This is a genomic window from Beggiatoa alba B18LD, assembly GCF_000245015.1.
Taxonomy (GTDB): domain Bacteria; phylum Pseudomonadota; class Gammaproteobacteria; order Beggiatoales; family Beggiatoaceae; genus Beggiatoa; species Beggiatoa alba.
This window is the reverse complement of the sequence record NZ_JH600070.1, coordinates 3,224,350-3,250,230: the sequence shown is the minus strand read 5'-3', so window position 1 is coordinate 3,250,230 and position 25,881 is coordinate 3,224,350. Positions and strand designations below refer to the sequence as shown.

Genomic DNA, 25,881 nt, shown 5'->3' with positions numbered 1-25,881 from the left:
TGAAAATCTAACAGGTCTTATTTTTTATTGCAGTTGGTCAACTTCTTCCTGTGTCATTGTTCGCGCTTCATCGGGTAACATCACAGGGATTCCATCACGAATGGGATACGCCAGTCGCGAGGCTTTACAGCGTAATTCATGCGCGTCTTTATCATAAATCAGTGGGGCTTTGGTTACTGGACAAACCAATATATCAAGCAGTCTTTTGTCCATTGATTTCTATCCTTTTTAAGCGTTGTAGTAACTTCTCACCAAAGGTGACAGATAAGCGGGCTTCTATTGGTAAGTACCAATGTTGTACACCCGCGATGGATCGACATTTTACCGCGTCTTTTTCCGTCATAATCACGGGTAAGTTATCGGCAAAGGTAATATCTTGCGCGGTATAGTAATAATGGTCGGGAAATTCATGACCAATCACTTTTAAGCCTAAATCGCGTAGCCGATTGAAAAACTTTTCAGGGTGTCCAATGCCAGCAATTGCGTGAACTTCCCGATTGCGCCATAGGCTAATAGCTTGTGTCGTCTGTGCATTTTGCAAGGCGTGCAGGGTTTGCCCTTCATAGTGCATAGAAAATTCATTTTTTAAACCAACCGCCCCTTTTGTCACAATAAAGTCAACTGTTTGTAAACGGCTCATCGGTTCACGCAACGCACCTGCGGGTAAACAGCGACGGTTGCTATAACGGCGCACATCATCCAATAGTAGAATTTCAATATCGCGTTGTAAGGCATAGTGTTGCAAGCCGTCATCACTTAGGATGAGATTGCAATTAAACGCTGTCAGCAACTTTTTAACAGCGTCTGTCCGTTTCGGCGCGATAACAACGGGGCAATGACTGTGCTGTGCTAATAAAACAGGTTCATCGCCAACAATGTGCGGGTCGCTTGTTGGGGTCACTGAGAGCGGATAAATCTTGCTAGTACCGCCATAACCGCGACTCACAATCCCAACTTGATACCCCTGTTGGGTTAAAAACTGGGCTAACCAGATAACTAGCGGGGTTTTTCCTGTTCCGCCTACGGTCAAATTTCCCACGATGATAACAGGGACAGGCGGACGATAGCGGGCTAGTAGTCCCCATGCATAGAGCTGACGACGTAATCGCACCAGTCCACAATATAGCCATGCAAGGGGCACAAGTAATAAGCTAACGGGATGACCTCCATACCAAACATCATTCCATTTCATAGATTGCGATAACTCACAAGTAGTTATTCAGGGGTTTGCTCAACTTCAAAACTTAAATGCACGTAATTTAAATTACGTGCGGCTTCCATCGCACGCATCACTGCTTCATGCGGTGTTTTTGCGTCAGCACTGATTAAAATACGCGGTTCAGGCGTACTACCCACCACCTGTTTCAATGCACTCATTAACGTATCTAATTGGTTGTTAATCAGCGTTTTACTGGTGTCATTAATCGCATATTCACCTTGTGCGGTGATATAAATTCGCGTGGGTGTTACTTGTTCTTTAGGTGCTTCACCAGCGGCTTGTGGCAAATGGATATTTAACTCTGACTGCCGATTAAATGTCGTCGTCATCATAAAAAATACTAATAACAAGAACACGGTATCAATCAACGGTGTTAAATTAATCCGCAAACTATCTCGGCTGTCTTTACGACGACGTTTAAACATTATTCAGCCTCGCGCTCACCGTGAATAATATCAATCATTTTCAGGGTTTCTTGTTCCATATCGACAATAAATTGGTCAACTTTACCGCGAAAATAACGATAAAAAACAAAGGTTGGGATGGCGACAAATAAACCTGCTGCGGTTGTAATTAACGCTTCTGATAAACCGCTAGATAAAACAGCAGGATTGCCTAAACCATGCTCACCGACAGCCGCAAACATGCTAATAATCCCTGTGACTGTTCCTAATAAGCCCAATAACGGGGAAATTTCTGCAATTGTTCCTAACGTGTTCAAATACTTTTCTAAATCGTGTTCTACTTCATTAGTGACTTCGGCAATGCCTGATTTCATCATCTCGCGGTCATGGTGCATGTGTGCAATGGCTGCGGCTAACATCTTGCCTAAAGGAGAATTATTGCGTAACACTTCTAAATGCTTCTTATCAAAATTTCCTTCCTGCATCCGCTTCCAAACCTGATTAGTTAAGCCTTTAGGAATGACATACTGACGCTGTAAACTCCAAAAACGCTCCCCAATAATGGCTAATGCCGCGATAGAACACAATAAAATTGGCAGCATCACCCAGCCACCAGCAACTATAATTTGAAACACAATTAACGATTCCTCATTGGCTTATATCGGATTAATTTTCAATTTTAACATTTTGTTGGCTTAACTCAGTAGCGTTATACAAATACGTAACTATGGATTAAACGTAATTCATATAAAACACATTTGTTTAAAGCCCTACCTAAGATACGCTATATTACAACGATCAACTGTTTCTTTTCACCCTAGAACCTGAGACGTATGCAACTGCCCGAACTTCTTCAAACGACCCTCTATTTTTTCATCGCCTACGGCTGGGTACTTTCCCTGCCCATTTTAGAACGCTTCTGGTACATTCAAAAACAACCCTTGCTGCGTCAAGGATTCGTCAGCGATTTACTCTACCCCTATCATCCTTTTGGCATAGAATTTTTTATTATTGTCGGCTTTGCTTGGTACGTTTTCCCTGCGGAACACAATGGCTATTTACAAGGCTACTTAAGCGATAAATCCTTTATTTATACCATGATAATCTTGATTATCTTAGGTGAAATTGTTTTTTATACGGCGCATTATTTCTCCCATAAAATTCCTTTTCTATGGGAATTCCACCGTGTTCACCACAGCTCGACAATGCTCGATTCGCTTTCAACCAGTCGCTTTCATATCTTTGATCGCGCCCTATTTACTGCGCCTATCCTTGTTATTATTGCCTATCTCACGCCTCGCCCTGAAATCGTACTAATTTACGAATTTGCACGCGGATTTATGGACAGATTTATTCATAGCAATTTAAATGCCCCCCGCATTCTGCATAAATTTCTGATTTCCAGCCCTCACTTCCACCGCTGGCATCATGCGCAAGACCGCGAAGCGTGGGACACCAATTTTTCAGGCAATTTTATTTTTATGGACTTAATTTTTAAAACTGCCTACGACCCTGACCCTAGTATCAAAGCTCCCCCCACGCTGTTTGGAGAAGAAGGCTATACCAACAATATTATTTTGCATCAACTTCTACCTTTCCATTTTTTACTCAAAAAAACCCTGTTCTATACGGCGCTTTGTCAAAAGATAAACATTGCCTATCAACAAATTCGTGAGCATAAATGGCATCAACAACTACTACGCTTAAAATGGGTACGTGAACTCTAACCGAAGGAGAGAACAATGGAATTATCACCTCGTGAAAAAGACAAACTCCTGCTTTTTACTGCGGGACTGTTAGCCGAGCGACGCAAAGCCAAAGGCTTAAAACTCAACTACCCTGAAGCGGTTGCTTATATCGCCTGTGCAATTATGGAAGGAGCGAGAGAAGGCAAAACCGTTGCGCAATTGATGAGTGAAGGCGCGCAACTATTAACCCGTGCTGACGTGATGGAAGGCGTAGCAGAAATGATTCCCGATGTCCAAGTAGAAGCGACTTTTCCCGATGGAACAAAATTAGTAACGGTACATAACCCCATTATATAACCACGAAAAGCACGAAAAACACGAAAAAACAATTCATATTATTTATTTCCAGATATCCTTTTCGTTCTTTCATTTTTTGCTTTTTTTCGTGCCTTTCGTGGACAATACGCTAATGACACACGGTTTACACCACCCCTTAACCGCTAAACAATTACAAGAAACCCTAAACGAGTACGTTGGGCTGATTTTAATGGCGCATCGTCAATTAGATGAAGCGGTCAAAGCCTTAGCGACTTTACCACGCCCGCAACAAGATTGGGTATTAGAATGGGTGCGCGTTGTCAGCCGACAAAATATGGAGTTAGGTTATGAGTTTATTCATCAAGTTTCTTATGCCTTGAGTTTAATGGATGAAAACGGCGTTGAAGAATGGATTACTGCTGTTATCGAAACTTATGATAAAGAAGGCTTAAATAAAGCGTTAGAACAATTAAGCATGGTCGGACAGTTTGCACAACAATATCGCTTAAATAATATGGGTTTACCCCTGATACAAGTGCAAAATATCTTGCAACATTTCATCATCGGTTTAGATGGACGTGCTTTAAAAATTGAGGCGGGCGATGTTGCTTTTACCGATACAGAAACCCTTTTTTTGCCAACCGCATTAAGCCATTTTGATGATAAAGAACTGAATTTTTTATTATATAAAGCCACCGCAACCCATTTATGGGCGCAAACATGGTTCGGTACGTGGCGATTGAGTTTAGCCACTGCAAGCACTCAATTCCCCAACCGCGAAAAAGCCATTCGATTATTCCATGTATTAGAACGCTTACGCTTAGATGCCTGTATTCAGAGAGAATTATCAGGCTTATATCGAGATATGCAAGCCTTACTTGCGCGTTTAGGTGAACCCGCTATCCCAACAGGCTGGGAAGCGATTGCACAACAGTTAGCCGACCCTCAAGCCAGCGTACAAGATAGTTACACGATACTAAATCAAATTCATTCATGGGCTGTGCCTGAACCTGTTGCTTATCAAGGTATTTTATTGCCAGAACAGGTCGAGCAAGTCATGAATTTGCGCAAAGTGCATGATAAAAAAACGTTACAAAAAGCATTAGCCGAATTATTGCAAAAACAACCAGAACAAACTCAAGAAACGGACGAAAGCACGCAACTAAATGCCCAACCCATTGCAGAACAACAACCGCAACTTAATGAAAAAACATTACAAAATTTATTATCTTTGCAGGGAGAAGGCGCGCCTGAACAGCCTGAATTAAAAGATGTCATTGCCTCAATTAAGCAAGATTATGGTGAAATTCCGCCCGATTATTGGCTAATTCCCGCAGGCGCAGGACAGGGCGAGCCTGATTTTTTTAACCCCGAGAAAAAACACCGCGATTTAGCAGATACCAACAGCCCCATTTTTTCTTATCCCGAATGGAATTATCAACGTCAACGTTATCATAAAGATTGGTGTCAGTTACGTGAAGTTGATGTCCCTCTAAAGCAAGATAATTTTGTGCAAGAAACCCGTTATAAATATCGCGGATTACTGTTAAATTTACGCCGTACTTTTGAAGCCTTACGCGGTGGCAATCAATGGCAACGTCGCCAACCTTACGGCGAGGATATTGATTTAGAAGCGTTAATCACCGCTTATACCGATGCGCAAGCAGGGCACGAAATGAGTCAGCGGGTTTTTACGCATTTACGCCGTTTAGACCGCGATATTGCCGTTATGCTCATGATAGACATGAGTGGTTCAACCAAAGGTTGGATTAATTTAGCCGAACGCGAAAGTTTAGTTTTATTATGTGATGTGTTGGAATTATTGGGCGACCGTTACGCGATTTATGGCTTTTCAGGCGCGACGCGCAAACGGTGCGAAATTTTCCCGATTAAATGCTTTGATGAACCGTATAATATGACAGTACAGCAACGGATTAGCGGGATTAATGCGCAAGAATACACCCGCATGGGCGTTGCGATTCGGCATTTAACGCAACGTTTATTAACAACAGATGCACAGATTCGCTTATTAATTACCCTTTCAGATGGCAGACCCGATGATGAAGGCGAGAATTATCGGGGCGTTTATGGCTTAGAAGATACTCGACGCGCCTTATTAGAGGCGAAAAAAGTCGGCATTCATCCGTTTTGCATCACGATTGATAGTCAAGCAAAAACCTATTTGCCTTATATGTATGGCGCGGTAAATTATGCGGTGATTGATAAAGTAGAACAATTACCGATAAAAGTAGCTGAAGTATATAGAAAATTAACAAGTTAAATAATAAATAAATTGACTTTGAGGATTTTATTGTGGATGAACCGATTGTTGTTGCTTTACTGGTCATTGTAAGTATTTATTTCTTTTTTCTTTTTATTCGTTTATTTGCAGATATTTATATGGCAGGCGTTGCGATTGTTTGCGCGGTGATTGCTTTTAATATTCCTGCTTTTTACCCTGAAGCCAGTGGTTTATTACAAGATATTGGTATTTTAAAGATTCTACATTTAAGTTTACCAGAACAACCTGATACAACAGCAATTTATACCATTGCTGGGCTGATTGTGCTGTGTGGTGTTTTAATCTGTTTACCTGTCTTACCTTTTTCAGCCACTTATCGCTGGATGTTAGGCGTAGAACGAATTTCCCGTAAAGAAGAAGCAAAAATTCGTTATTGGATTCAAGAAGAAATAGAAAGAACCATGCAGGATGATGACGAGTAGTTGCTACTCACTTAAAATCCAATCGCTTGAGTTAGCGATTGGATAATGTTATCAACAGGTCTTTTTTAAACGAAAAACCGTTCACAGTGCTAAAAATAAAATAAGCTAGATACTTTTCCACCCGTGTTAAAACCAGCGAGTTTTCTAGTTATCCTAAAAATCTCAATAAAATAAATAAATTATATTTTAATATGGCAATAATCCGATTATTCATTGTTTGGACATTTTTATTTATTTTTTACCACATAGCGACACGCTTATCTTGTGAATTTATTATTCTTTTCTCGCTACCCGTTATTCTAATTATCGCGCTCAGTATGTTGGAATCTGCACTGGTCAAACGACGGGCTTTTGTGCATACCTATTTAAATCCTGATAGTTGGTTATATCGCCTATTACGTGGCGGGCTTATCATGGCGATGTGGCAACTTCTAAAAGCGTTACTTTTTGGGCTTTTTTTGCTGGTTGAAATGATTTTTTGGGAATCGTGGGTATGGTGGGTTTTATTACTAGATATCTTCTTTGTTTACTTTCTCTATCAAACATTACATCTTTTTCTAAATCGTTATCTACGTCCTGCTTACAGTGCCGTTATTAGCCGTCACTATCTTGTCATCATCAATACGCTGATTTTTTCCATCTTACTGACAACGATTAGCCTTTACATGCCTTATGCCGATTACCGTAATCTCTCCTTATCATCCTCCATTCAATCCGAATTAGCACAATTAACGGTTTCTTGCGATGTTTTTGCCTTATTTGCCCGTTTATCCGTGACAAAAACGACAGTCAGCTGGTGGCTAGCACAACATTATTTAACACAAGAATCACAACTGATATTTCCCTACATTAAAGAAAGTATTTGGCTCTTATTTTTACTCAGTTCTACCGCCTTTATGTGGGGTTACAGCCGTTTATTAGCGGGAGCATTGCTTTCTCCCCGTGCGGTTATTCAATTGTTAGAATCACGAGGATAGAAAAAGACCTGCTAGGTTTTTTTGTCTGAATCAGAATTCACCGAATTTTCAGAATTAGCAGAATTAAAAAGCATGATTTATCTTACTTTTTGGTTTAAGGGTTTTAAATTCCGCTAATTCTGTTAATTCTGAAAATCCTGATTCAGACAATGTTGTAGTCTTGTCTGGTGAATCTTGATGAAAAACAAGAGAATAATCTCTGCCAGTCCGTCAAACCTTTTCGCGTGTTCCAACAGACCTGCTCGGTTTTCAAAACCTAGCAGGTCTCTGTTTTATTTTATAAAACTCGCCGAACTCAGGTTAACTACTTAACAAGCTGATTTAACTCAAAAATAGGCAGTAAAATTGCCAAAACAATCACTAACACGATTGCACCCATCGCCAAAATTAACAACGGCTCAAATAACGCCAGTAAAACCCCGATAAGCGTTTCTAATTCCCGTTCTTGTGTAATCGCTGCCCGCTCTAACATCTTCTCTAACGCGCCACTCGCTTCACCGCTGGCAATTAAATACACTGTCATCGGTGGAAATAAACCCGTCGCACTTAAGGCGGCTTGTAAACTAGAGCCTTCACGCACTTTATTCGTGACCTCTTCCACCGCTTGGCGCATGTGACGATTAGAAACCACTTGCGAGGTAATCCGTAACGCTTCCAAAACAGGCACACCGCTTTCTGTCAAAATGCTTAAAGTACGGGTAAAACGGGCAACATTCACCCCGCGTTCAATTCGTGAAATTAACGGCAATTTCAACAATAATCGATGATATTGCAATAAAAAACGCTCATAACGTAACGCATAACGCATACCCGCAATGCTAATACCTAAAATACCTAATAAGACAAATCCCCATTCGCGCAAAAAATCACTGATTTGAATCAATACACGGGTTAATAATGGCAATTCTTGTTTAATATTCACAAAAACCTGTACCACTTGCGGAACGACATAAGCTAGTAACCCAATAACCACGACTAAAGCAACAAGGGTTAAAAGCGCAGGATAAAACAACGCCATTAAAGTCTTTTGGCGCATGTATTGGCGATTTTCCGTATATTCCGCTAACCGCTCTAAAACAATATCCAAATGTCCCGACTGTTCCCCTGCGGCAACAGTTGCCCGATATATTTCAGGAAAAACTTGCGGAAAATCGCTTAAGCCCTCCGCCAAACTATGCCCCTCTAAAACCCGCGACCGTACTGCCAGCAACAAACTTTTAACCCGTTGTTTTTCCGTTTGCTCTGCAACTGCCCGCAAGGTTTCTTCAATGGCTAATCCTGAATGCACTAAAGTGGCTAATTGACGAGTTATCAAGGCTAAATCGGTCGCACTGACACGAATCCCCCGTTGTCGACGCTGTTGTTGTCGAGCTTGTACCACCGTATCAATGGATAAAGGCGTTAAACCCTGCTCACGCAATTGCTGCCGAATCTGGCGCGGTGTATCGCCTTCTAACACCCCTTTACGGGTACGTCCTTGTTTATCAAGCGCGGTATAATCAAAAGCAGTCATAATTTAAATGTCGAAAAATCCATAAAATCCGTGAGGCATGAAAAAGTGAGTATAACAGGCGGTTGTTATTGCGGACACGTTCGCTATGTCATTGCACAAACGCAATTAACCGATGTGGCGATTTGTCATTGCTCAGTCTGTCGACGCATCAGTGGCGGGACTCATATCACATGGGCAAGTGTGCCATTAAATGCATTTCAATGGACACAAGGCAAACCCGCCCTGTATCAATCAGAGCCAAGTTGTCAGCGTTATTTCTGCGCGAATTGTGGCACACAATTAAGTCTATACACCACGCTTGCCCCTGAAACGATGGATATTAGCGTGACTTCTTTGGATAACCCTGATTTATATCCCCCCCATAAACATATTTGGGTGAAAAATAAATTAAGTTGGGTGTCGTTAGCGGATGAGTTGGGGTGTGAGGATGAGGAGGTTTTGTAGGGAAAGATAATCTATTTCTTGGATAAGTTATAAAAGATTTATACTGGTAAAGTAGTATTTCATCTCCTATTTTTTTAAAAAATTTAAAGTATATTTTTCTGTATTGTTTGGTTTATAGAGATTATCAAATGAATAGACATAATAACTTGTCGAGTAAAATTGAAGATAGAGTAAAACTACTTGAGAAATTTGCAAATCATGCTAGAAAGTGGTTCAACGGTGACTATGGAAATGAAGAAAAAGAAGAATTAAAAAGGCTTATTAATCGTGATCTAATTGTTGTTAGACAAGCTGTTATTGATGCTGGAACTATGCAAAAGATAACTATTGCCCCTCCACCTGTTGGTGGAGTTATTCTCCAGTCTTATAGATCCATTTAGAAATTTTTTTGGTATGGTTCACGGAAGATCATTAATTCCTGAAATTATTGATTGTGTCGAACAAGCTATTGGAGTGTATCTCCATATGATGGAGAATCCCGAACTTATCCATTTACAAAGAAGAAACGCTATTGATATTGAAGCGGCTTTAGAGCGTGCATTAAGACCCGCTTTTAGTAAAGCTCAACCAACAAATGAGCGTGATGTTCAGGATATAATTGAAATTATATTAAATTCTCTTGGTGTTAGCTTTCAAAGAGAACGCGAAACCGCTCCTGTAGGGGGGTAAAAAATACGTTCCCGATTTTACTATTCAAGATTTAGACCTTGCTATAGAGGTAAAGTTAGCTAAAGAGAAGCATAACGAGGCAAAAATACAAGAAGAATTAAATGCTGATATTTCTGGATACGGAACAAAATGGAAAAATTTATTAGTTGTTATCTATGACTTAGGTTGCATTGCTGATCCTTATCGTCTTCGTCAAGAGAATCAAAAACATTTTGGTATAACTATGGTAATTATAAAACTAAATAATTACTTTAAAGTTAACTGCTACTTGTTGAACTTTAATGACTTTACATTTAGCCAATGTGTTTATTGTTCTTTAATAACAGTGAAATTAACGAGTAACATAACAAGATATGTGTTGAGTTAAATTTAAATATTGATGAAATTAACCAAGAATTTACCGCCCAGATTTAATGATATATTTGAAAAAACATCAACTAATCAGAAAGTTTGACAAAGCTAAAAGTTTGTTTGAATAGACAATACACACTCATCATTAAATGTTGAAGTGCTAGAACCCAAACACTAGTGTTATTTATCGTTGTTATTATCAATCATTATAAATGAAAAAATTTTGAACACTGTTCAATTATATGCTATAGTTTGACTAAATCGCTTTTTTATTCATACTTAAATTGAACACTGTTTAATTTTGGCACTACCAGTGCAATACGGAGGGGTATCATGTTTAGCATTTTTCGTCGGGTGAATGACATTTTAAACGCAAACGTCAATGATTTACTGGATAAAATCGAAGACCCTGAGCGGATGATTAAGCAACTGATTCGGGAAATGGAGGAACAGATTGCGCAGGCTAAAGATGGCGTGATTCATGCCATTGCCAGCGAAAAACAATTGTCGCGGGAATTAGCCGAGCAGAAAACGAATGCAGCTGAATGGCAAGGAAAAGCAGAAACCGCTTTACAGTTGGGGAAAGAAGACCTTGCCCGCTCTGCGTTACAACGCAAGTTAGAAATCGACAACGTTATTCGCAATTTAGAACCCGCTTGGCAAACTGCGAAAAACACCAGCGAGCGGTTAAAAACGCAGTTACATCAGTTAGAAAGCAAACTGGAAGAAACCAAGCGCAAACAAGGCGCGTTAGTCGCCCGTCAACGAGCGGCACAAGCCCGTCAGCAAATGGGGAAAACCCTAGACCGCTTTCAACAAGGATTGGATACACAAAGCCGTTTCGACCGTTTAGAAGACCGTATCGACGAGATGGAAGCCTATACGGAAGCTATGGCAGAAGTGAATGATAAACAAAGCGAATTAGATAAAGAATTCGCTAAGTTAGAATCCACGCACGAAGTTGATTTATTGATGGCTGAATTAAAAGTAAAAGTTCAGCAGAAGTAATAAAGATAAAAAGAGCTAGCATTTTTTAAAATGACTAGCTCTTTTTTTTATGTGGCGTTTTATCAAAAAATAGGTTTATTTTCCCTATTTGGGAGTCATTATCATGCAATGGCTTGTTAAATTTGCTTTAATTTTTTTATATTTCTACCTATTTCCGCCCATTGTTGCGGTAATTTTAGGCTTGATTACGTTTGCATGGCAAACAACGGATAAAAATAATAAAAATCCTGCTAATAATGCGAATGGGCAGGAAATAAAACGGCAAGATTTAAGCGATTTAATCACGCTTTATTTTGAATTGCGCAATAATTATCGACAATGGCAAGTTTCACCTGAAGAATATCAGCAGTTATTAACAGATATTGCAAGCCGTTGTCAGCGGTTAATTCATTATCATGAGATTGATGATGTTGAGAAAAATCGACGTTTATCTCATGCGTGGCGGTTATTACGTCCGAATACAGTCGCGTATTGGGAAAAACAAGAAACACAACTATCAGAAAATACGATTAAAATTAAGCAAGAAACAGTCGCTACGGTAGAGTCGGTCGATAATTTGATTCAGGAGTTAGACGCAAATCTTGCGCCTGTTGCGTTACCGTCTGCGGTTACTTTACCCCCGCCTGTGATTGTCCCGCCTGCTACTGTGGTGTCTAAAACTGCGCAATCAGTTCCGCAACCGTCTATCCAAAAGCCTAGCACTCGCCCCGTTGTTTCACGTCCTACGCAAAAACTCATGCCTGAAATACGTGCACGCCCTTCCGTTGTCAATCGTTTTCAGTTGTTTATACAACAAATTTTATTGCCGTTTATTTGGCAAAATATTGGCTGGTTTGTCGGTGGTTTTTGTTTTGTGTCGGGTTCTGGGTTGTTGGTCGCTTATACCGATGGTTTTGTCAATGGTTTGGTGGTGTTGTTAAGTTTGGCATTTTATACCTTTTTGATTTTGTGGGGAGCGTATCAAATCCGTCGACAACGTCCTGAATTATTTATTTCGCATCAGGTTTTAAATTTTTTAGGGATTTTTTTGATTCCGCTAAATTTTGCGGCGATTGTACGTTTATTCGTTGGAAGTGGTGATAATTTATTTTTATTAGCTATTGCTGTGAGTTGTGCTGTTATTTTATGGCTAGGCTTTTTATTTACGCTGAAATTAGCAAGCGGTAGTTTAGAACGGCAGTCGTTACAGGAATATCCACAATTATTTTTAATATTAGCGGGCTTACAGTTTGCTTTGCCATTTGTGCAATGGGCAAATAGTTGGTATTTCTTGGCTTTTTTACATATTTTGCTGTTAGTAGGCTTAAGCTATGCATTTTTGCGGTTTACACAGGGTTGGCTAAAGGCAATTTTTTTAGATGCGGATTTATTAACCTATTTTACCGTGAGCAGTTTGTTATATGCCGCCTTAATTTCCTTTATTCATCTGACGGTTAGTAGTGGTCTCTCCTTGCCTGAAGGTTATGCGGGCGGTTTGTTGATGGTAGTGTGTTTGTTGTTATTTTATGTGGATAGTTGCGCAAAAAAGGGCGAGTTTAAGCAAAGTGCGATTAATTATTTTACGTTTTTGATTTATGGCTTATCGGTCGTGGCGATTGTGGCGAGTTATGCCAGTGCGTGGTTTGTGCCGACGTTATCGTTAGCGATTGTTTTATATACGGCAATGGTTTGGCGGTATTTGACGTTATCGCCGTTGTATTTGTTGTTAGCGTCGGTCGTGTTGTGGTATTGGCATGTGGTGCTTGTTCATTTCACGCCTGACCAGCATTTTATCGCTAGCGTGCCGTTATTTGTCGGTTTGTGGCAGTTGTATCGCTTGGCGTGTCGTCGGGATAATCCGCGTTTTATTCATATTACTTATTATACGTTTTTAGGGTTATTAAGTAGTTCTGTGGCATGGAGTTTATATTATGCGCAACCAAGCGTCATTGGGTTAATAACGAGTTTATCTGCGTCTTTGCTGGTGTTTTTGTTATCTCGTGGGCGGAAAACGAGCGCGTATGTAAAGACGTTAGGGCTTATCGGTGCGGTGACGTTAAATGGGATTTACGCGCCGTTGTTTCCCGCGTTGACGGTGTCTGTGCAATATACGTTTTTATTCTTGTTGCTCAGTGTGTTGTGGGCAGTGGTGAGTGCGTCGCGTTGGATAAAACCGCCTTATTTGCCTGAGTGGTTTATGCAGGCGAGTTTGTTTAGTGCTTTTGTGAGTTTAGCGATTAGTTTATATGTGCGTGATTTGTGGCTAACGATTGAGGTTTTAAGCGTTTTAGCGGGTTTATTGTTAAGTTTTGGCTGGGGTTTGCGGGTTCAATCTTTCTTTTATAGCGGGTTGGGCTTAGTTGCTGGGATAGGGTTGTTATTAAAATGGGTTTATTTTCCACAACCGCATGTATTAACGGCGTTATTATTAGCTTTTGGGTTTTGGGGCTTGGCGTGGGTGTTACGTGGGTTACAAAAACGGCTTGTACCGAATCCTATCGCGTTAGAACCCTTTTCTTTTTTAGGCTATTCATTAGTACGGACAAATGACCGTTTTACGTTGTTAATTCCGCCCTGTTATGTGGCGATGGTGGTGTTGTGGGGCGCGGGTATTTTTGCCTTTTTTTATACTTTGTCATTTGCACGATTACCGCTGAATGGGGAATTATGGTTATTGCTGGCGTTAGAATCTTTGTTGACGGTTTTTATTGCGGGGCAGTTGCGACAAGTGAAGTTGTTGGTGGTCGCATTTTTCTTAATGGCGTTTAGTGTCTTTCCGTTAATTAATCATGGATATATTGCTTTAGGATTCTTTTTATTAGCCAGTTATGCATTAGTCACTTGGTTAATGACTTTGTTTAGTTTGCGGTTTTTACATCCGCTATTAACACGGGTGTTAGATTGGCAAGGGGGATATGGTCGTGCAGGTGGGGCGATTCAAACGAGAAATTGGATATTTTATAGTACGTTATTGTTAGCTACTGGGGTAACAGTGCTGACGGTGTTGTATGGGATTTTTATCACGTCTGCATCACCGTTATTAACGGCTACCTTTGTGGTTATCTCTTTGTATTATGGGTTAGTTGGATATTATTTCCGTTCAGTCTTATTAAGTTATGTAACATTATTAACGGTTACGTTGAGCTTGCTCAGTTTGGTCGGTTTATCGGCTTTGTGGGCGTTGGATGCGGTGCAATTGCCATTAGCGTTGTTAGGCGTTGCGGTGTTGTTGGTTGTTGTCAGTCGTTTTTTAAAACTTTTTCCTGTTATCGATACCTTGTATAACAAGCCATTACAGCATATGGCGACTTTGTTGTATGCCTATGTTTTTTGTTATGCCTTTGGGGTGTCCGTGTTGCAGTGGTTGCATCCAATGCAGGGCTTAGGCTGGGTTTTTGCGGGGTTATGGTTGGCGCAATTCCCTGTGTTGCAATGGTTGGGGGATGTTGCTAAACAATGGCGGGGTTGGTTATTTCCCGTATTGGGGTTGGCAATGTTGCTTTTGCTTGTACCGCAAGGGGATTCGCTCTTATGGCTTGCTACGCCATTTATTTTATTAGGCTTTGCTTATTACGGGTTGCCGTGGTTTAACCGTTATTTTTCTGCTTGGGCAATAGAGCCTTTACCTTGTTTATTATTAAGTATCGGGGTTTTATTAGGCTTACCCGCGTTGTATTTCCTCGATACAGGGCGAATTAGTTGGCAATATTTATTGATGATTGCCTTATATTTTGCCGTGTTGCAACAAAAAACGAACAGTGAAAGTAATAGAACCGTATTTACACATTTATTCCTGTTTGCGGTTATTAGCTTGTTGTATCGCTTGAACGCTTTATTTTTCGCATTTTCCACACCGATGTTCTTGTTGGGCTGGTCATTGTTGATGTTTTTAGGGTTACAACTGAACTATCGCCCGAAAGCGTTAGAAGCATGGTTATTTTTCTCGCTCTGTGCGAGTTTAGGCAGTTTATGGCTTGTTGATAATGCAATAACCACGCAGTTAGTAGTTTTTATTGCAGTGAGTAGTTTTGCGCTGGTGTTGGGCGTGCAACGAGTGGATAAAGCGTGGTTTAACGTTGGTGTTATAAATGCGCTTATCACAGTTCATCTTTTCTGGTTTTTCTTACCACAAGCGACGTTATGGGCAGTTCTGCCTTATTTCGCCTTACAAAATGCCATTTTTGCCTTTGTGTTACTTTTCTGGCTACCTGATGCAGAAACGAATACGGACAGTTTTCGCTATCGCTTTAATTTAACATGGTTATTGCCATTTATTGCAGGCAGTGCTTTGTTACTTTGGGGGGTTGGTTTATTTGCTAATATTTTAGTGAATCAGCATTTATTTGGTTTGTTAGATACAGGCGTTTTATTGGCAACAGGTGGCGTTTTTATCGGGTTGTGGTTATGGCTTCCTACGACGGCGACTTCAGAAAAATTTATCGGCACGGTGTTTTTACTCAGTGTATTAGCAATTTATTGCCGTTTCTTATTTTTCGGGTTTGTGGGGTTAAATGCGTGGGATAGTGTGGCTTTAATGGTAATGGCTTATGCGGGATTGTTGACACGGCGATTTATCGATGTTGACGCGCTGGATGTTTTAAATTTCTTACTGCCTTTAATCGCGCTTGTTCCGTTGTTTGTCGTCATGGATGCCAAACTTGCGACATGGGTTTTATTGATGGGCGCGACTTATTACTTTTTCTTGCATCAACAAACACAGCAAGTGGGGGTGTTATATCTGGCGATGGGTTTTATTAATATTGCCTTTTATCTGTGGATACCAGCACTTGCACAACAACAGCATTTAATTCAACTGTATGCTTTCCCTGCTGCTGTGACGGTGTTAATCATGACGCATATTCATACAGGCGAGATGAAAACAACGTTAAAGCATCATCTCCGTTTGTTAGCATTAACGGTACTTTATACCAGTGCGACCGCTGATGTATTTCTACGTCCTGAATTAAGCATTTTTATCCTTGCATTAGGGTTGAGTATGGTTGGCATTATTTTAGGGATTGCCTTACGGACACGTGCCTTTTTATATGCAGGGGTTATATTTTTAGTTGTCAATGTCTTAGGGCAATTAATCCAATTTTATCCTGAAGACCGTTTGAGTAAGGCGATTATTTTAATTGTGTTAGGCGGAGGAATTACGATTAGTATGATTTTCTTTAATTTAAAACGGGAAATGATATTACAACGTCTCCGTATCATGCGGGCAGATTTGGCGGAGTGGCGGTAGAGTTTAAGCTATTAGAGGGCGTATTATTGATGCCCTCTTACGTTATTAAAACAAGCTGGCATTGCTATCGCATTAATTGCTGAAACAACGGGATTAACGATTGAGGAAATCGAGGCATTATTCTTGTGTGCAAGTAAATTCCGAGTGTTTATATTTCCCTATACTGGCGAAATGTCTATAATTCTAGTGTTCTTAATCGTTGTATTAAGAATCAAGCTGTCAGTTAAGACAATAATGATTACAGGAGATTAAAACGAATGCGTTCTATTTTTGCCGCGACTTGTTTAAGTTTAGCCATGGCGAGCACTGTGTTTGCTGCCGAACCTGCTAAAGTTGCAACCACTGAAGAAGCAACCAAATTAATTCAAGATAAGGGTTATATTTGTTTAACCTGTCATCAAGTTGACACTAAAGTGTTAGGGCCTTCTTACAAAGAAGTGGCTGCGAAATATAAAGGGGCTGATGAAGCAACGATTGCCCGCTTAATGAAAGAAATCAAAGAAGGGAAAGCAACCGATTTAGTCTGGGGTCAAGTGCCTATGCCACCTAACCCAACGGTAACAGATGAAGATGCTTCTACCCTCGTTCATTGGATTCTTTCTTTAGCCGCTGATGCCCCAGCCGCTCCTGCAACAGGTGAAAAGAAGTAACAAGTCGTTAATGACCGTTTTTTCATAAGCGGTTTTTGTTTTTTTTGTTAAACTGCGTGAAAGTATGCGTTGTTTCACTTTCACGCAGATTTTTTGCGACGGGTTGTCTCATTTTTATTCTGCTGACAATCTACACGTTCATAATATTCTTGCTTACTTATCTTGAGACTTGCACAAGTAGAGTGTCCTCTATTTTTGTGTGTACCTGTGAATATGCACCTTATCCATTATTGTTTAGTCTGTTGGTTAATTCTTTTTCCGCTTTCTCTTGCTGCGCAACAAGTAACCTTAAATTTCCGTGATATGGATATTAATGTGTTAATTGATACAGTTGCAGAAATTACAGGAAAAACGTTTATTGTTGACCCTCGTGTAAAAGCAAATATCACTGTGGTTTCGAATAGCCCGATGAACAGTGAGCAGGTTTATCAAGTCTTTTTATCGATTTTAAGTGTGCATGGTTTTGCAGCAGTTGAATCTGGCAAAGTCGTGAAAATCCTTCCTGATTCTTTAGCAAAATCTGAGAATACCCCCGTTGAATCAGAAAATATAGATAGTATTCAAGGGGATGTATTAATTACTAAAGTAATTTCTTTAAAACATGTTTCAGCCGCACAGTTAATTCCTTTATTACGCCCTTTAGTCCCACAACAAGGGCATTTAGTCGCTTATCCCAGCAATAATACAATTATCGTTTCTGACCGTGCGGATAATGTGAGTCGTCTATTACGCATTGTCGAGAGAATCGACCAAGCGAGTCAGCAAGATATTGATATTGTAGTATTAAAACATGCTTCTGCGGCAGAAACTGCGCGAGTCGTTACCACGTTAGAGCAAAAAAATTCGGCCGCTTCTACAGCAGCGGGTACACCTGATACAACCAGCGTCGTTGCCGATGAGCGGACAAATAGCTTATTAATCAGTGGTGATAGCGCAACCCGTTTGCGGATTAAAACCTTAATCGCCCATTTAGATACACCTATCGCAACCGTTGGAAATACGATTGTGGTCTATTTGCACTATGCACGAGCAGAAGAGCTAGCTAAAGTCTTGCAGGGCATGTCGGATGGTGTGGTTGCCTCAACAACCGTGACGACAACAACAGGACAGACAGGGCAAGTAAATAGTGCATCAACCAACACACCTGCACCAATCTTGTTAGCAACAGGTAATCAAAATAATGCGAATGCAGGGCAAACAGTAAAAACCAGTATTCAAGCTGACCCCAGCACGAATAGTTTAGTGATTACTGGCGTGCCAGAGGTTTTACAAAATTTACAATCGGTTATTCGTCAATTAGATGTGCGACGTGCGCAAGTGTTGGTCGAGGCAATTATTGCCGAAGTGTCAACAGATATAACCAATGAGCTAGGCGTACAATGGTTTATGTATGGCTCAGGCAGTGGCCCGATTGGCTTGTCTAACTTTAATAATGCAGGCACAAGCATGAGCTCTTTAGCATCGGCTGTGGATAGTTATCGTAATGGTAGCTCTACCGCATTGGGTAATCTGGATTTAACAGGCTCATTTTTAGGCTTGGGAATTTTTGACAGCAATACGTTTAATATTGGCTTATTAGTCCGCGCGTTATCTACCGATACTGATAGCAATGTGCTTTCTACCCCGTCTTTACTGACCTTAGATAATCAAGAAGCTGAAATTGTTGTCGGGCAAAATGTACCTTTTATTACAGGGCAGTACACAAATACAGGCACAGGCTCAAGTACAAGTCCTTTTCAAACCATTCAACGAGAAGATGTAGGCTTAAAGCTGAAAGTAAAACCGCAGATAAATGAAGGTAATGCGGTAAAACTGGATATAGAACAGGAAGTATCTAGCGTTACGCGCAGTTCTGTGACAACGGCGGATATTGTGACGAATAAACGCACGATTAAAACCACGGTGATGGTAGAAGATGGCAATATGATTGTCTTAGGTGGGCTGATTGATGAAAACTTACAGCAATCGATTCAAAAAGTACCCGGTTTGGGCGATTTGCCCGTAATTGGTGGCTTGTTCCGTTCACAAAGCACACAAAAAGTCCGTAAAAATCTGATGGTTTTCTTGCGTCCTGTAATTATTCGTAATGATAATATTGGAACGATTGTGAGCGGTGGTAAATATGCCTATATGCGCACAAAGCAGTTAGAGCAACAAGAAAAAGAAGCCAATAATTTATTATTAAAATCTAATGAAGTTCCTGTCTTACCTGATATGAATGAATTTTTAACCGTTTTACCAGGAACAGCACAAGGCACACAAAAGGTTTTCCCCGCGCCATAAATAAAGAAAATACTGGCAGTCCTTGAAGCACTGCCAGTCCTGAAATTATCTTTTTTCGCCCAACTGGGGTTAATTTGCCCCCAGTAATTGTCTGTCTATCAAATCACACAAACAATGAATAACCAGCAGATGCACTTCTTGAATACGAGCCGTTGAGGTGCTAGGCACACGGATTTCTATATCATCAGGATATAACAACTCGGCAATTTTTCCGCCATCTTTTCCTGTTAAACAAATCACTTGCATTTGCTTTTCATGCGCAACATGGATGGCTTGTAACACATTCGGCGAATTACCGCTTGTACTGATAGCCAGTAAAATATCGCCTTCCTGTCCTAACGCATAAATTTGCTTTGCAAAAACTTGCTCATACGCATAATCATTGGCAATAGACGTAATTGTTGAACTATCTGTTGTTAATGCAATCGCGGGCAAGCCTATTCGTTCCCGTTCAAAACGATTTAACATTTCTGAAGAAAAATGTTGCGCATCACCAGCCGAACCGCCATTGCCACAACTGAGGATTTTTTTTTGCTGATTAAAACAGTGATACATACTCTCAGCCGCTCGCACAATAACAGGCGCGAGCAAAGGCAATGCTTGGGTTTTCAGCGTGATACTGCTGGTAAACAAAGTTTGTACTCTTGCTAATAAGTCCATTATTCCGTTGCCTTGAGTTGTTGCAGTTCCCATTGCCACGCATGTTGAATAATGGTTTTTAAATCTGCAAATTGTGGATTCCAACCTAGTTCTTGACGAGCTTTGCGGGCATCAGCCACTAATCGCGCGGTATCGCCTGCACGGTTGTCGCCATAAATCACATTAATGGCGCGTTGCGTCACTTGTTGCGCTGTCTCAATCACTTCGCGCACGGAAAAACCTTCACCATTGCCTAAATTATATTCAGCACTTGATGCACCTTGTAAGAGTTGTTCAAGGGCTAAAATATGCGCTTGGCACAAATCCTGAATATGGACATAATCCCGAATACATGTTCCGTCGGGTGTGTCATATTTTTGACCAAATACCGTGATACTTTTGCGTCGCCCAGAAGCCGTCTGCAACACTAGCGGAATTAAATGCGTTTCAGGTTCGTGACATTCCCCTAGTTGACATTCTGGGTCAGCTCCCGCCGCATTAAAGTAACGCAGGCAAATTGCACGCAAATCATAGGCTTTATCATAATCTGCAAGAATTTGCTCAACCATCCATTTAGTACGACCATAAGGATTTGCAGGATTTTTAGGGTGTTTTTCATCAATAGGAATAATCTGGGGTTCGCCGAAAATAGCGGCTGTTGAGGAAAAAATACACGCTTTTACCCCATGCGCTAGCATGATGTCTAAAAGATTAATCGTATTAACAACATTATTTTGATAGTACTTATTCGGTTGATGAACTGATTCGCCGACTTGAATAAAAGAAGCAAAATGCATGACGGCATCAATAGAATAGGTTTGAAAAACCCGTTGTAAATCGTCACGATTGGCTAAGTCGCCTAAAAAAAATTCTCCTCCTAAAACGGCTTTACGATAACCTGTTGATAAATTATCAAAAATAACGACATGATAGCCTGCTTTTAGCAGTTGTTTAACAATATGTGAACCAATATAGCCCGCACCACCGACCACTAAAATTGTTTTCATAACGCTGAGTAACGGAAAAGTAAATAAAAGCTGTATTTTAACTGATGTGCTTTATTCTCTCAAAAGTTAAATCTATCGTTATTTTTTTAGGTAAAAATCATTTAATTTATAGAAATTATAAAAAGTTATAGAAATGCTGATTGATATTTTTAAGCATTAATTTTAAGAAGATAAGCCAAAATTCTGGAATATAGACTATACTTCTATGTCATTTTTCTTGTGTTTATCCATTTTCTTTGGTATAAGGCAGGACTTTTTTAAAAAATAATGAGGAGGTACTCCCCATGTTAGATAAAGGCAAAGACCCCGTATTTAAGCCATATGAGCTAGTCGATGGCGAAGAATACATGAACGATAAACAATTAAGTCATTTTGAAGAAATCTTACTCGATTGGAAAAAGAGTTTGATGGAAGAAGTTGACCGAACTGTTCACCATATGCAAGACGATGCGGCAAACTTTCCTGACCCCAATGACCGTGCGACGCAAGAGGAAGAATTTACATTAGAATTACGGACTCGTGACAGAGAACGTAAGTTAATTAAAAAAATTGATGAATCTTTACAATTAATCAAAACAGGCGATTATGGTTATTGTGAAGCATGTGGCGTGGAAATTGGCGTGCGTCGTTTAGAAGCAAGACCAACCGCAACAAAATGTATTGATTGCAAAACGTTGGACGAATTCCGCGAAAAACAACACGCTTAAGACCTGCAAGAGAAACCAATAAAAAGCGGGCAAGGTTATTGAAATACCATTGATGACAACACCGCATTATCGAGGGCGGTTTGCGCCTTCACCAACGGGCTATTTACATTTAGGCTCATTGCTGACTGCTGTTGGTAGTTTTTTACATGCCCGCCATCATCAAGGTGAATGGCTAGTCCGCATTGAGGATTTAGATACACCGCGCAATGTACAAGGGGCGAGCGTCGCCATACTGGATACCCTGACACAACTAGGCATGTCTTGGGATAAAGAGGTTTGGTATCAAAGTCAGCGAGTTGCCCACTATGAAACGGCTTTAGAAGCATTAACGGCGCAACAGCTAACCTACCCTTGTGCGTGTCCCCGTCGTTTAACCGCTGGACAGATTTACTCAGGCTATTGCTGTCTTCACCCCCCCGCCCCGCAGTCAGCCCAAGCAATTCGCTTAAAAGTTCCCGCTAAAAACTTTTCTTTAACTGATGAAATTCAAGGTTTTTATAGTCAAAACTTGGCGGAGCAAGTAGGCGATTTTGTCTTAAAGCGTCGAGACGGGATTATTGCGTATCAATTGGCGGTTGTGGTAGATGATGCCGCACAAGGAATAACCCATGTCGTCCGTGGTGCTGATTTACTGGATAACACGCCCCGTCAATGTTATTTACAACAGTTATTCGCCTTCCCAACGCCACACTATGCGCATTTACCGATGATAGTCGATAGCCAAGGGTTGAAACTCAGCAAGCAAAACCATGCGCCTGCGGTAAATCCACAGCCCGCTGTTCCACTCATCTTACAAGCCCTGACTTTATTAGGACAATCGCCCCCTGATTTTTTAAAAAATAGCGATTTAAACCACTGTTGGGAATGGGCTATTGCTAACTGGGATAGTTGCAAAGTACCTGTTTTACATCAACTATCTGCGGATATTTCATAAATATGACGACTACATCACAAGGTATTGTCAGTTTAATTGTTGCGATGAACCCACAACGGGTTATCGGACTTCATAATAAAATGCCTTGGCATTTGCCTGCCGATTTAGCTTACTTTCGTCGTGTCACAACAGGCAAACCTGTGATTATGGGCAGAAAAACCTATGAATCTATCGGGCGACCTTTACCCCAACGAGAAAATTTCATCCTCTCACAACAAACGGATTTAACGATAGCAGGTTGCCAAGTTGTACATAACATGGCAGAAATATTGCATATTTTTCGCAGTTATCCAGAAACGATGGTTATTGGTGGCGGAAGCCTTTACCGCTTATTAATGCCCTATGCGCAACGGCTTTACCTGACTATTGTCGAAGAAACTTTTGCAGGAGATACCTATTTTCCTGAATTTTCTGCGGAACAATGGCGCGAAGTTTGGCGCGAACCGCATGTTGCAGACGCAAAGAATCCATTTAATTACACTTTTTGCAGGTTAGAACGTGTAAATTCAATGTCACTTTGCTATAGTTAAAATTAAGTGTCTAAATCAGCCTAGTTACTGGGGTTGATTAGCGCGTGAATGAAATTGTGTTATGTATGAAACACACGTTACAATAAAACAGGCTTTATAACGAGTCTTAACGGCTTTTTCTCTAACGAACTCAATTGCAAATAAAACACAACAGCGGTGAACATCATGATAGATACAGACGGTTACAGATTGAATGTCGGTATCATTCTCGTGAATCGGGAAGGCGGTGTTTTTTGGGCGAAACGAGTCGGACAAAATGCGTGGCAATTTCCACAAGGGGGAATTAAAGCGCATGAAAAGCCAGAACAAGCAGTTTTTCGGGAATTGTATGAAGAAGTTGGCTTGACGAGTAAACAAGTAAAAGTTGTTGGCAGTACTAAACGCTGGTTACGTTACAATCTGCCTAAAAATCTCATCCGTTACCATCAAAAACCCTTGTGTATTGGTCAAAAACAAATGTGGTTTATGCTACAACTGAACTGTAGCGATGAATTTATCTCTTTAACCAGTAGTAATACCCCAGAATTTGATAAATGGAAATGGGTGGACTATTGGTATCCGCTTGAAGAAGTCGTCTATTTTAAACGCAGTGTGTATGAAAGTGCTTTAGACGAATTACAATCTTGTCTCCCCAGCGCGACAAAAAAAGTTGTTAAAGTATCCCTGTCGCCTACTTCTGTCAGAACAACCGCTGCAGTTATTATTCGCTGAGTTTTTGCGGGGTTCTTGCTTAAATTATCATTAATCCAAATTGCGAAGCATCGAACCAAGCCTGATAACAGCTTATTCTCTCTTCATTTCTATAATTAATTTATCTAACCACGTCTTAAATCGTTCGCATCTCGACAATATGGTGTTTAGAGAAATAGCTTCCGCTAATAATGGTCCGTGGAAAGTCTTTTGATAGCTTGGTACTAAGTTTTTTAATCGTTTAGACGGTGCTGTTTCTGTCCCATCATTGAGTAGTTCAGGATTTTCATATTTTTCAACAGCTTTTTCTAATTCTATTCTATTCGCGTCTGGGATTTCAGGTAAAAAATCAAAGCCATCTGTTGATGAAAATAATAAGCTTTCAAACTCATGCAGTTGAATATAAGGGATAAATCTGTAATGATTTATATTTTCAGCGATAGCGTTCTCAAGAAATGTCACTCTTTGAATTTTGTCGTTTGGGTGTGCCTTTATTGCTTCTTGGTATTTTGGAAAATCTGTTTTTAATCGAAAAAAATCTATTAAAGAAGTAACAATTATATCTTTTTGATGGTTTAAAAGTTTTTCAGCATTTGATTTATATCTCTGATAGGATACATCTCCCCCTTTATGCCCTGAACTTGTTTCCATAAGGATACATCTAACATCATAAAGATTATTATTGGCAAAATAGGGTTGTAAAATTTCATTGATAAATTGTTCTTCTGTCTGTCCTTCTCCTAAAATATATAACCCCCTCATCTTGGTCTGCCCCCTAATACATTTTTCTCCCACAACTCGCCTAATGTATAGTCGTCAAGCCAATCTTTTAATTGTTCTTCATTCTGTCTTGAAAATACGGTTTGTTTCTCTTTTCGCTCAACAATAATGATGTCATCAGCGGTAAATTGGTCGACTAAATTTACAGACTGCGTTGAAATAATAATTTGCGATTTAGTCGATGCACTTTTTATTAATGCACCTAACTTTTGAATAGCAAAAGGGTGTAATCCTAATTCTGGTTCATCAATTATTATGGTTTTGGGTAATTCAGGTTGAAGCAATAACGTTGCTAATGCAATAAAACGAAGTGTTCCATCAGATAAATTATGTGCATTAAAATACTCATCAGAACCGCGCTCTAACCAATTTAAAAAAACCACGTCAGGATTTTTTGAATCGGGTTTTAAATCAAAGCGTTCAAAAAATGTTGCAACGGAACGAATCGCAAATTCAATGATTTTAAAATGCTTCGGATGAGTATCTTTAATTTTGTATAGAAAAGCGGCTAAATTACTACCGTCTTCCTTTAGATATTCATAGTCGTGTGTTTTATTTGGTTGTTTTAAAGGTGAACCTGAGCTGGTATCGTGAAAGTGAAAAACATTAAAATCTTCAAAATACGCCTTTAAAAAATCTGCTCTTGTCAGAAAGTTATTTATCAGTTCGCTTTCTTCCTTACCTGCTCCGCCTAAATCCTGAAAATCCCAGTTTTCGTTATATCCGCTTGCATAAGTGTTATATCCACCAAGGTCTTGTTCAAAATAAAAACCGCTTCCTTGTGTTTGAGGTATTAGTTTGAAATCATACCTATTATTGGTGTTTCCATTTTCTGGCTTAAAAACAATATATCCTTCTAAACTTTTAGAGTGTTTTCTGCCGAAATATAACATACGGTTTTCATAGCCATTTTCCGCAGTATAAAATTTTAGCCTTTGTTTGTATATATTGTTCAATAATTTGAAAAAGTGAATGAAATTGCTTTTTCCAGCACCATTTGGACCAATTAGCACATTGATAGCACGAATTTTAATATCGCCTGAATCACGAATTGATTTAAAATTTTTTATGTGTATTCGGTCTATTGGCATAATGCAGTCTGCAAATTTAGTTCAAATATCG

Annotated in this window: 26 protein-coding genes; 17 read left to right on the top strand and 9 right to left on the bottom strand. The window is 40.0% G+C overall.

The annotated features are described in order from the left end of the window. Window positions 1-24: 24 nt before the first annotated feature. Genes BEGALDRAFT_RS13290 through BEGALDRAFT_RS13275 form a run of 4 tightly spaced genes read right to left on the bottom strand, consistent with a single transcriptional unit; the run spans window position 25 to window position 2,258 of the window. Window positions 25-213: a Trm112 family protein gene (locus tag BEGALDRAFT_RS13290; RefSeq protein WP_002690793.1), complete on the bottom strand. Its 189-nt coding sequence runs from the start codon at window positions 211-213 to the stop codon at window positions 25-27. After that, window positions 194-1,192: a tetraacyldisaccharide 4'-kinase gene (lpxK, locus tag BEGALDRAFT_RS13285; RefSeq protein ID WP_002690791.1), complete on the bottom strand. Its 999-nt coding sequence runs from the start codon at window positions 1,190-1,192 to the stop codon at window positions 194-196. Before lpxK ends, BEGALDRAFT_RS13290 begins: the two co-directional genes overlap by 20 nt. Window positions 1,193-1,215: 23 nt before the next feature. Next, complete coding sequence (locus tag BEGALDRAFT_RS13280) at window positions 1,216-1,644, bottom strand: ExbD/TolR family protein (RefSeq protein WP_002690789.1); 429 nt, start codon at window positions 1,642-1,644, stop codon at window positions 1,216-1,218. Further along, window positions 1,644-2,258 (bottom strand): MotA/TolQ/ExbB proton channel family protein, encoded by a 615-nt coding sequence (locus BEGALDRAFT_RS13275; protein WP_002690788.1) that lies wholly within the window; start codon window positions 2,256-2,258, stop codon window positions 1,644-1,646. The genes BEGALDRAFT_RS13280 and BEGALDRAFT_RS13275 overlap by 1 nt, the downstream gene beginning before the upstream one ends. A 198-nt stretch (window positions 2,259-2,456) precedes the next feature. On the opposite strand from BEGALDRAFT_RS13275, the gene BEGALDRAFT_RS13270 reads away from it, so the two are divergent. The 5 genes from BEGALDRAFT_RS13270 to BEGALDRAFT_RS13250 all read left to right on the top strand — a co-directional run bounded on the left by BEGALDRAFT_RS13270 (window position 2,457) and on the right by BEGALDRAFT_RS13250 (window position 7,330). Beyond that, window positions 2,457-3,350 (top strand): sterol desaturase family protein, encoded by an 894-nt coding sequence (locus BEGALDRAFT_RS13270; RefSeq protein WP_002690786.1) that lies wholly within the window; start codon window positions 2,457-2,459, stop codon window positions 3,348-3,350. Between the two features lie 15 nt (window positions 3,351-3,365). Then, window positions 3,366-3,668, top strand: a complete 303-nt coding sequence (ureA, locus tag BEGALDRAFT_RS13265) for an urease subunit gamma (RefSeq protein ID WP_002690784.1) — start codon at window positions 3,366-3,368, stop codon at window positions 3,666-3,668. A 112-nt stretch (window positions 3,669-3,780) separates the two neighbouring features. Continuing rightward, the gene (locus BEGALDRAFT_RS13260; protein ID WP_002690782.1) at window positions 3,781-5,910 is read left to right on the top strand and encodes a nitric oxide reductase activation protein NorD; all 2,130 of its coding nucleotides are present in this window, start codon (window positions 3,781-3,783) and stop codon (window positions 5,908-5,910) included. 32 nt (window positions 5,911-5,942) lie between these two features. Next, complete coding sequence (locus BEGALDRAFT_RS13255; protein WP_002690781.1) at window positions 5,943-6,353, top strand: hypothetical protein; 411 nt, start codon at window positions 5,943-5,945, stop codon at window positions 6,351-6,353. Window positions 6,354-6,544: 191 nt separating this feature from the next. Next, a complete protein-coding gene (locus tag BEGALDRAFT_RS13250; protein ID WP_002690779.1) occupies window positions 6,545-7,330 on the top strand; it encodes a hypothetical protein in 786 nt (261 codons plus the stop codon). Window positions 7,331-7,634: 304 nt separating this feature from the next. Here the strand turns inward: BEGALDRAFT_RS13250 and gspF are convergent, their stop codons facing one another. Next, window positions 7,635-8,843, bottom strand: coding sequence for a type II secretion system inner membrane protein GspF (gene gspF / locus BEGALDRAFT_RS13245; protein WP_002690778.1), 1,209 nt, complete (start codon window positions 8,841-8,843; stop codon window positions 7,635-7,637). A 45-nt stretch (window positions 8,844-8,888) separates the two neighbouring features. Here gspF and BEGALDRAFT_RS13240 point away from each other — a divergent pair, with 45 nt between their 5' ends. The 8 genes from BEGALDRAFT_RS13240 to gspD all read left to right on the top strand — a co-directional run bounded on the left by BEGALDRAFT_RS13240 (window position 8,889) and on the right by gspD (window position 19,472). Then, a complete protein-coding gene (locus BEGALDRAFT_RS13240) occupies window positions 8,889-9,287 on the top strand; it encodes a GFA family protein (RefSeq protein ID WP_002690777.1) in 399 nt (132 codons plus the stop codon). A gap of 128 nt (window positions 9,288-9,415) precedes the next feature. Beyond that, a complete protein-coding gene (locus BEGALDRAFT_RS13235; RefSeq protein ID WP_002690776.1) occupies window positions 9,416-9,667 on the top strand; it encodes a hypothetical protein in 252 nt (83 codons plus the stop codon). A gap of 85 nt (window positions 9,668-9,752) precedes the next feature. Beyond that, window positions 9,753-9,956 carry a hypothetical protein gene (locus tag BEGALDRAFT_RS13230; protein WP_157237594.1) on the top strand — a complete coding sequence of 68 codons (204 nt, stop codon included), beginning with the start codon at window positions 9,753-9,755 and terminating at the stop codon, window positions 9,954-9,956. Between the two features lie 22 nt (window positions 9,957-9,978). Next, window positions 9,979-10,323 carry a PD-(D/E)XK nuclease domain-containing protein gene (locus BEGALDRAFT_RS19680; protein ID WP_198284702.1) on the top strand — a complete coding sequence of 115 codons (345 nt, stop codon included), beginning with the start codon at window positions 9,979-9,981 and terminating at the stop codon, window positions 10,321-10,323. A gap of 317 nt (window positions 10,324-10,640) precedes the next feature. Beyond that, a complete protein-coding gene (locus BEGALDRAFT_RS13225) occupies window positions 10,641-11,315 on the top strand; it encodes a PspA/IM30 family protein (RefSeq protein ID WP_002690772.1) in 675 nt (224 codons plus the stop codon). A gap of 103 nt (window positions 11,316-11,418) precedes the next feature. Then, on the top strand, window positions 11,419-16,539 hold the full coding sequence (locus BEGALDRAFT_RS13220; protein ID WP_002690770.1) for a hypothetical protein: 5,121 nt from the start codon (window positions 11,419-11,421) through the stop codon (window positions 16,537-16,539). A gap of 257 nt (window positions 16,540-16,796) precedes the next feature. Then, window positions 16,797-17,189 (top strand): c-type cytochrome, encoded by a 393-nt coding sequence (locus tag BEGALDRAFT_RS13215; RefSeq protein WP_002690759.1) that lies wholly within the window; start codon window positions 16,797-16,799, stop codon window positions 17,187-17,189. Window positions 17,190-17,402: 213 nt separating this feature from the next. Further along, entirely contained in the window at window positions 17,403-19,472 is a 2,070-nt protein-coding gene (gspD, locus tag BEGALDRAFT_RS13210; RefSeq protein WP_157237593.1) for a type II secretion system secretin GspD, read from the top strand. 69 nt (window positions 19,473-19,541) lie between these two features. Here gspD and BEGALDRAFT_RS13205 read toward each other — a convergent pair whose 3' ends face one another. Both BEGALDRAFT_RS13205 and galE read right to left on the bottom strand, forming a co-directional pair. Then, window positions 19,542-20,132 carry a phosphoheptose isomerase gene (locus BEGALDRAFT_RS13205; protein WP_002690755.1) on the bottom strand — a complete coding sequence of 197 codons (591 nt, stop codon included), beginning with the start codon at window positions 20,130-20,132 and terminating at the stop codon, window positions 19,542-19,544. Next, window positions 20,132-21,118, bottom strand: coding sequence for a UDP-glucose 4-epimerase GalE (gene galE, locus BEGALDRAFT_RS13200; protein ID WP_002690753.1), 987 nt, complete (start codon window positions 21,116-21,118; stop codon window positions 20,132-20,134). Before galE ends, BEGALDRAFT_RS13205 begins: the two co-directional genes overlap by 1 nt. Before the next feature lie 284 nt (window positions 21,119-21,402). Here galE and dksA point away from each other — a divergent pair, with 284 nt between their 5' ends. The 4 genes from dksA (at window position 21,403) to rppH (ending at window position 24,000) form a co-directional block, all read left to right on the top strand. After that, a complete protein-coding gene (gene dksA, locus BEGALDRAFT_RS13195; protein ID WP_002690751.1) occupies window positions 21,403-21,825 on the top strand; it encodes an RNA polymerase-binding protein DksA in 423 nt (140 codons plus the stop codon). A gap of 52 nt (window positions 21,826-21,877) precedes the next feature. Then, window positions 21,878-22,759, top strand: a complete 882-nt coding sequence (gene gluQRS, locus BEGALDRAFT_RS13190) for a tRNA glutamyl-Q(34) synthetase GluQRS (protein ID WP_002690749.1) — start codon at window positions 21,878-21,880, stop codon at window positions 22,757-22,759. Between the two features lie 80 nt (window positions 22,760-22,839). Next, window positions 22,840-23,289, top strand: a complete 450-nt coding sequence (locus tag BEGALDRAFT_RS13185) for a dihydrofolate reductase (RefSeq protein ID WP_408610394.1) — start codon at window positions 22,840-22,842, stop codon at window positions 23,287-23,289. Window positions 23,290-23,454: 165 nt separating this feature from the next. Continuing rightward, on the top strand, window positions 23,455-24,000 hold the full coding sequence (gene rppH / locus BEGALDRAFT_RS13180) for an RNA pyrophosphohydrolase (protein ID WP_002690745.1): 546 nt from the start codon (window positions 23,455-23,457) through the stop codon (window positions 23,998-24,000). A gap of 72 nt (window positions 24,001-24,072) precedes the next feature. Here rppH and BEGALDRAFT_RS13175 read toward each other — a convergent pair whose 3' ends face one another. Both BEGALDRAFT_RS13175 and BEGALDRAFT_RS13170 read right to left on the bottom strand, forming a co-directional pair. Further along, window positions 24,073-24,741 (bottom strand): DUF4276 family protein, encoded by a 669-nt coding sequence (locus BEGALDRAFT_RS13175; RefSeq protein WP_002690744.1) that lies wholly within the window; start codon window positions 24,739-24,741, stop codon window positions 24,073-24,075. Continuing rightward, entirely contained in the window at window positions 24,738-25,850 is a 1,113-nt protein-coding gene (locus BEGALDRAFT_RS13170) for an AAA family ATPase (protein ID WP_002690742.1), read from the bottom strand. The genes BEGALDRAFT_RS13175 and BEGALDRAFT_RS13170 overlap by 4 nt, the downstream gene beginning before the upstream one ends. Between the last annotated feature and the right edge of the window lie 31 nt (window positions 25,851-25,881).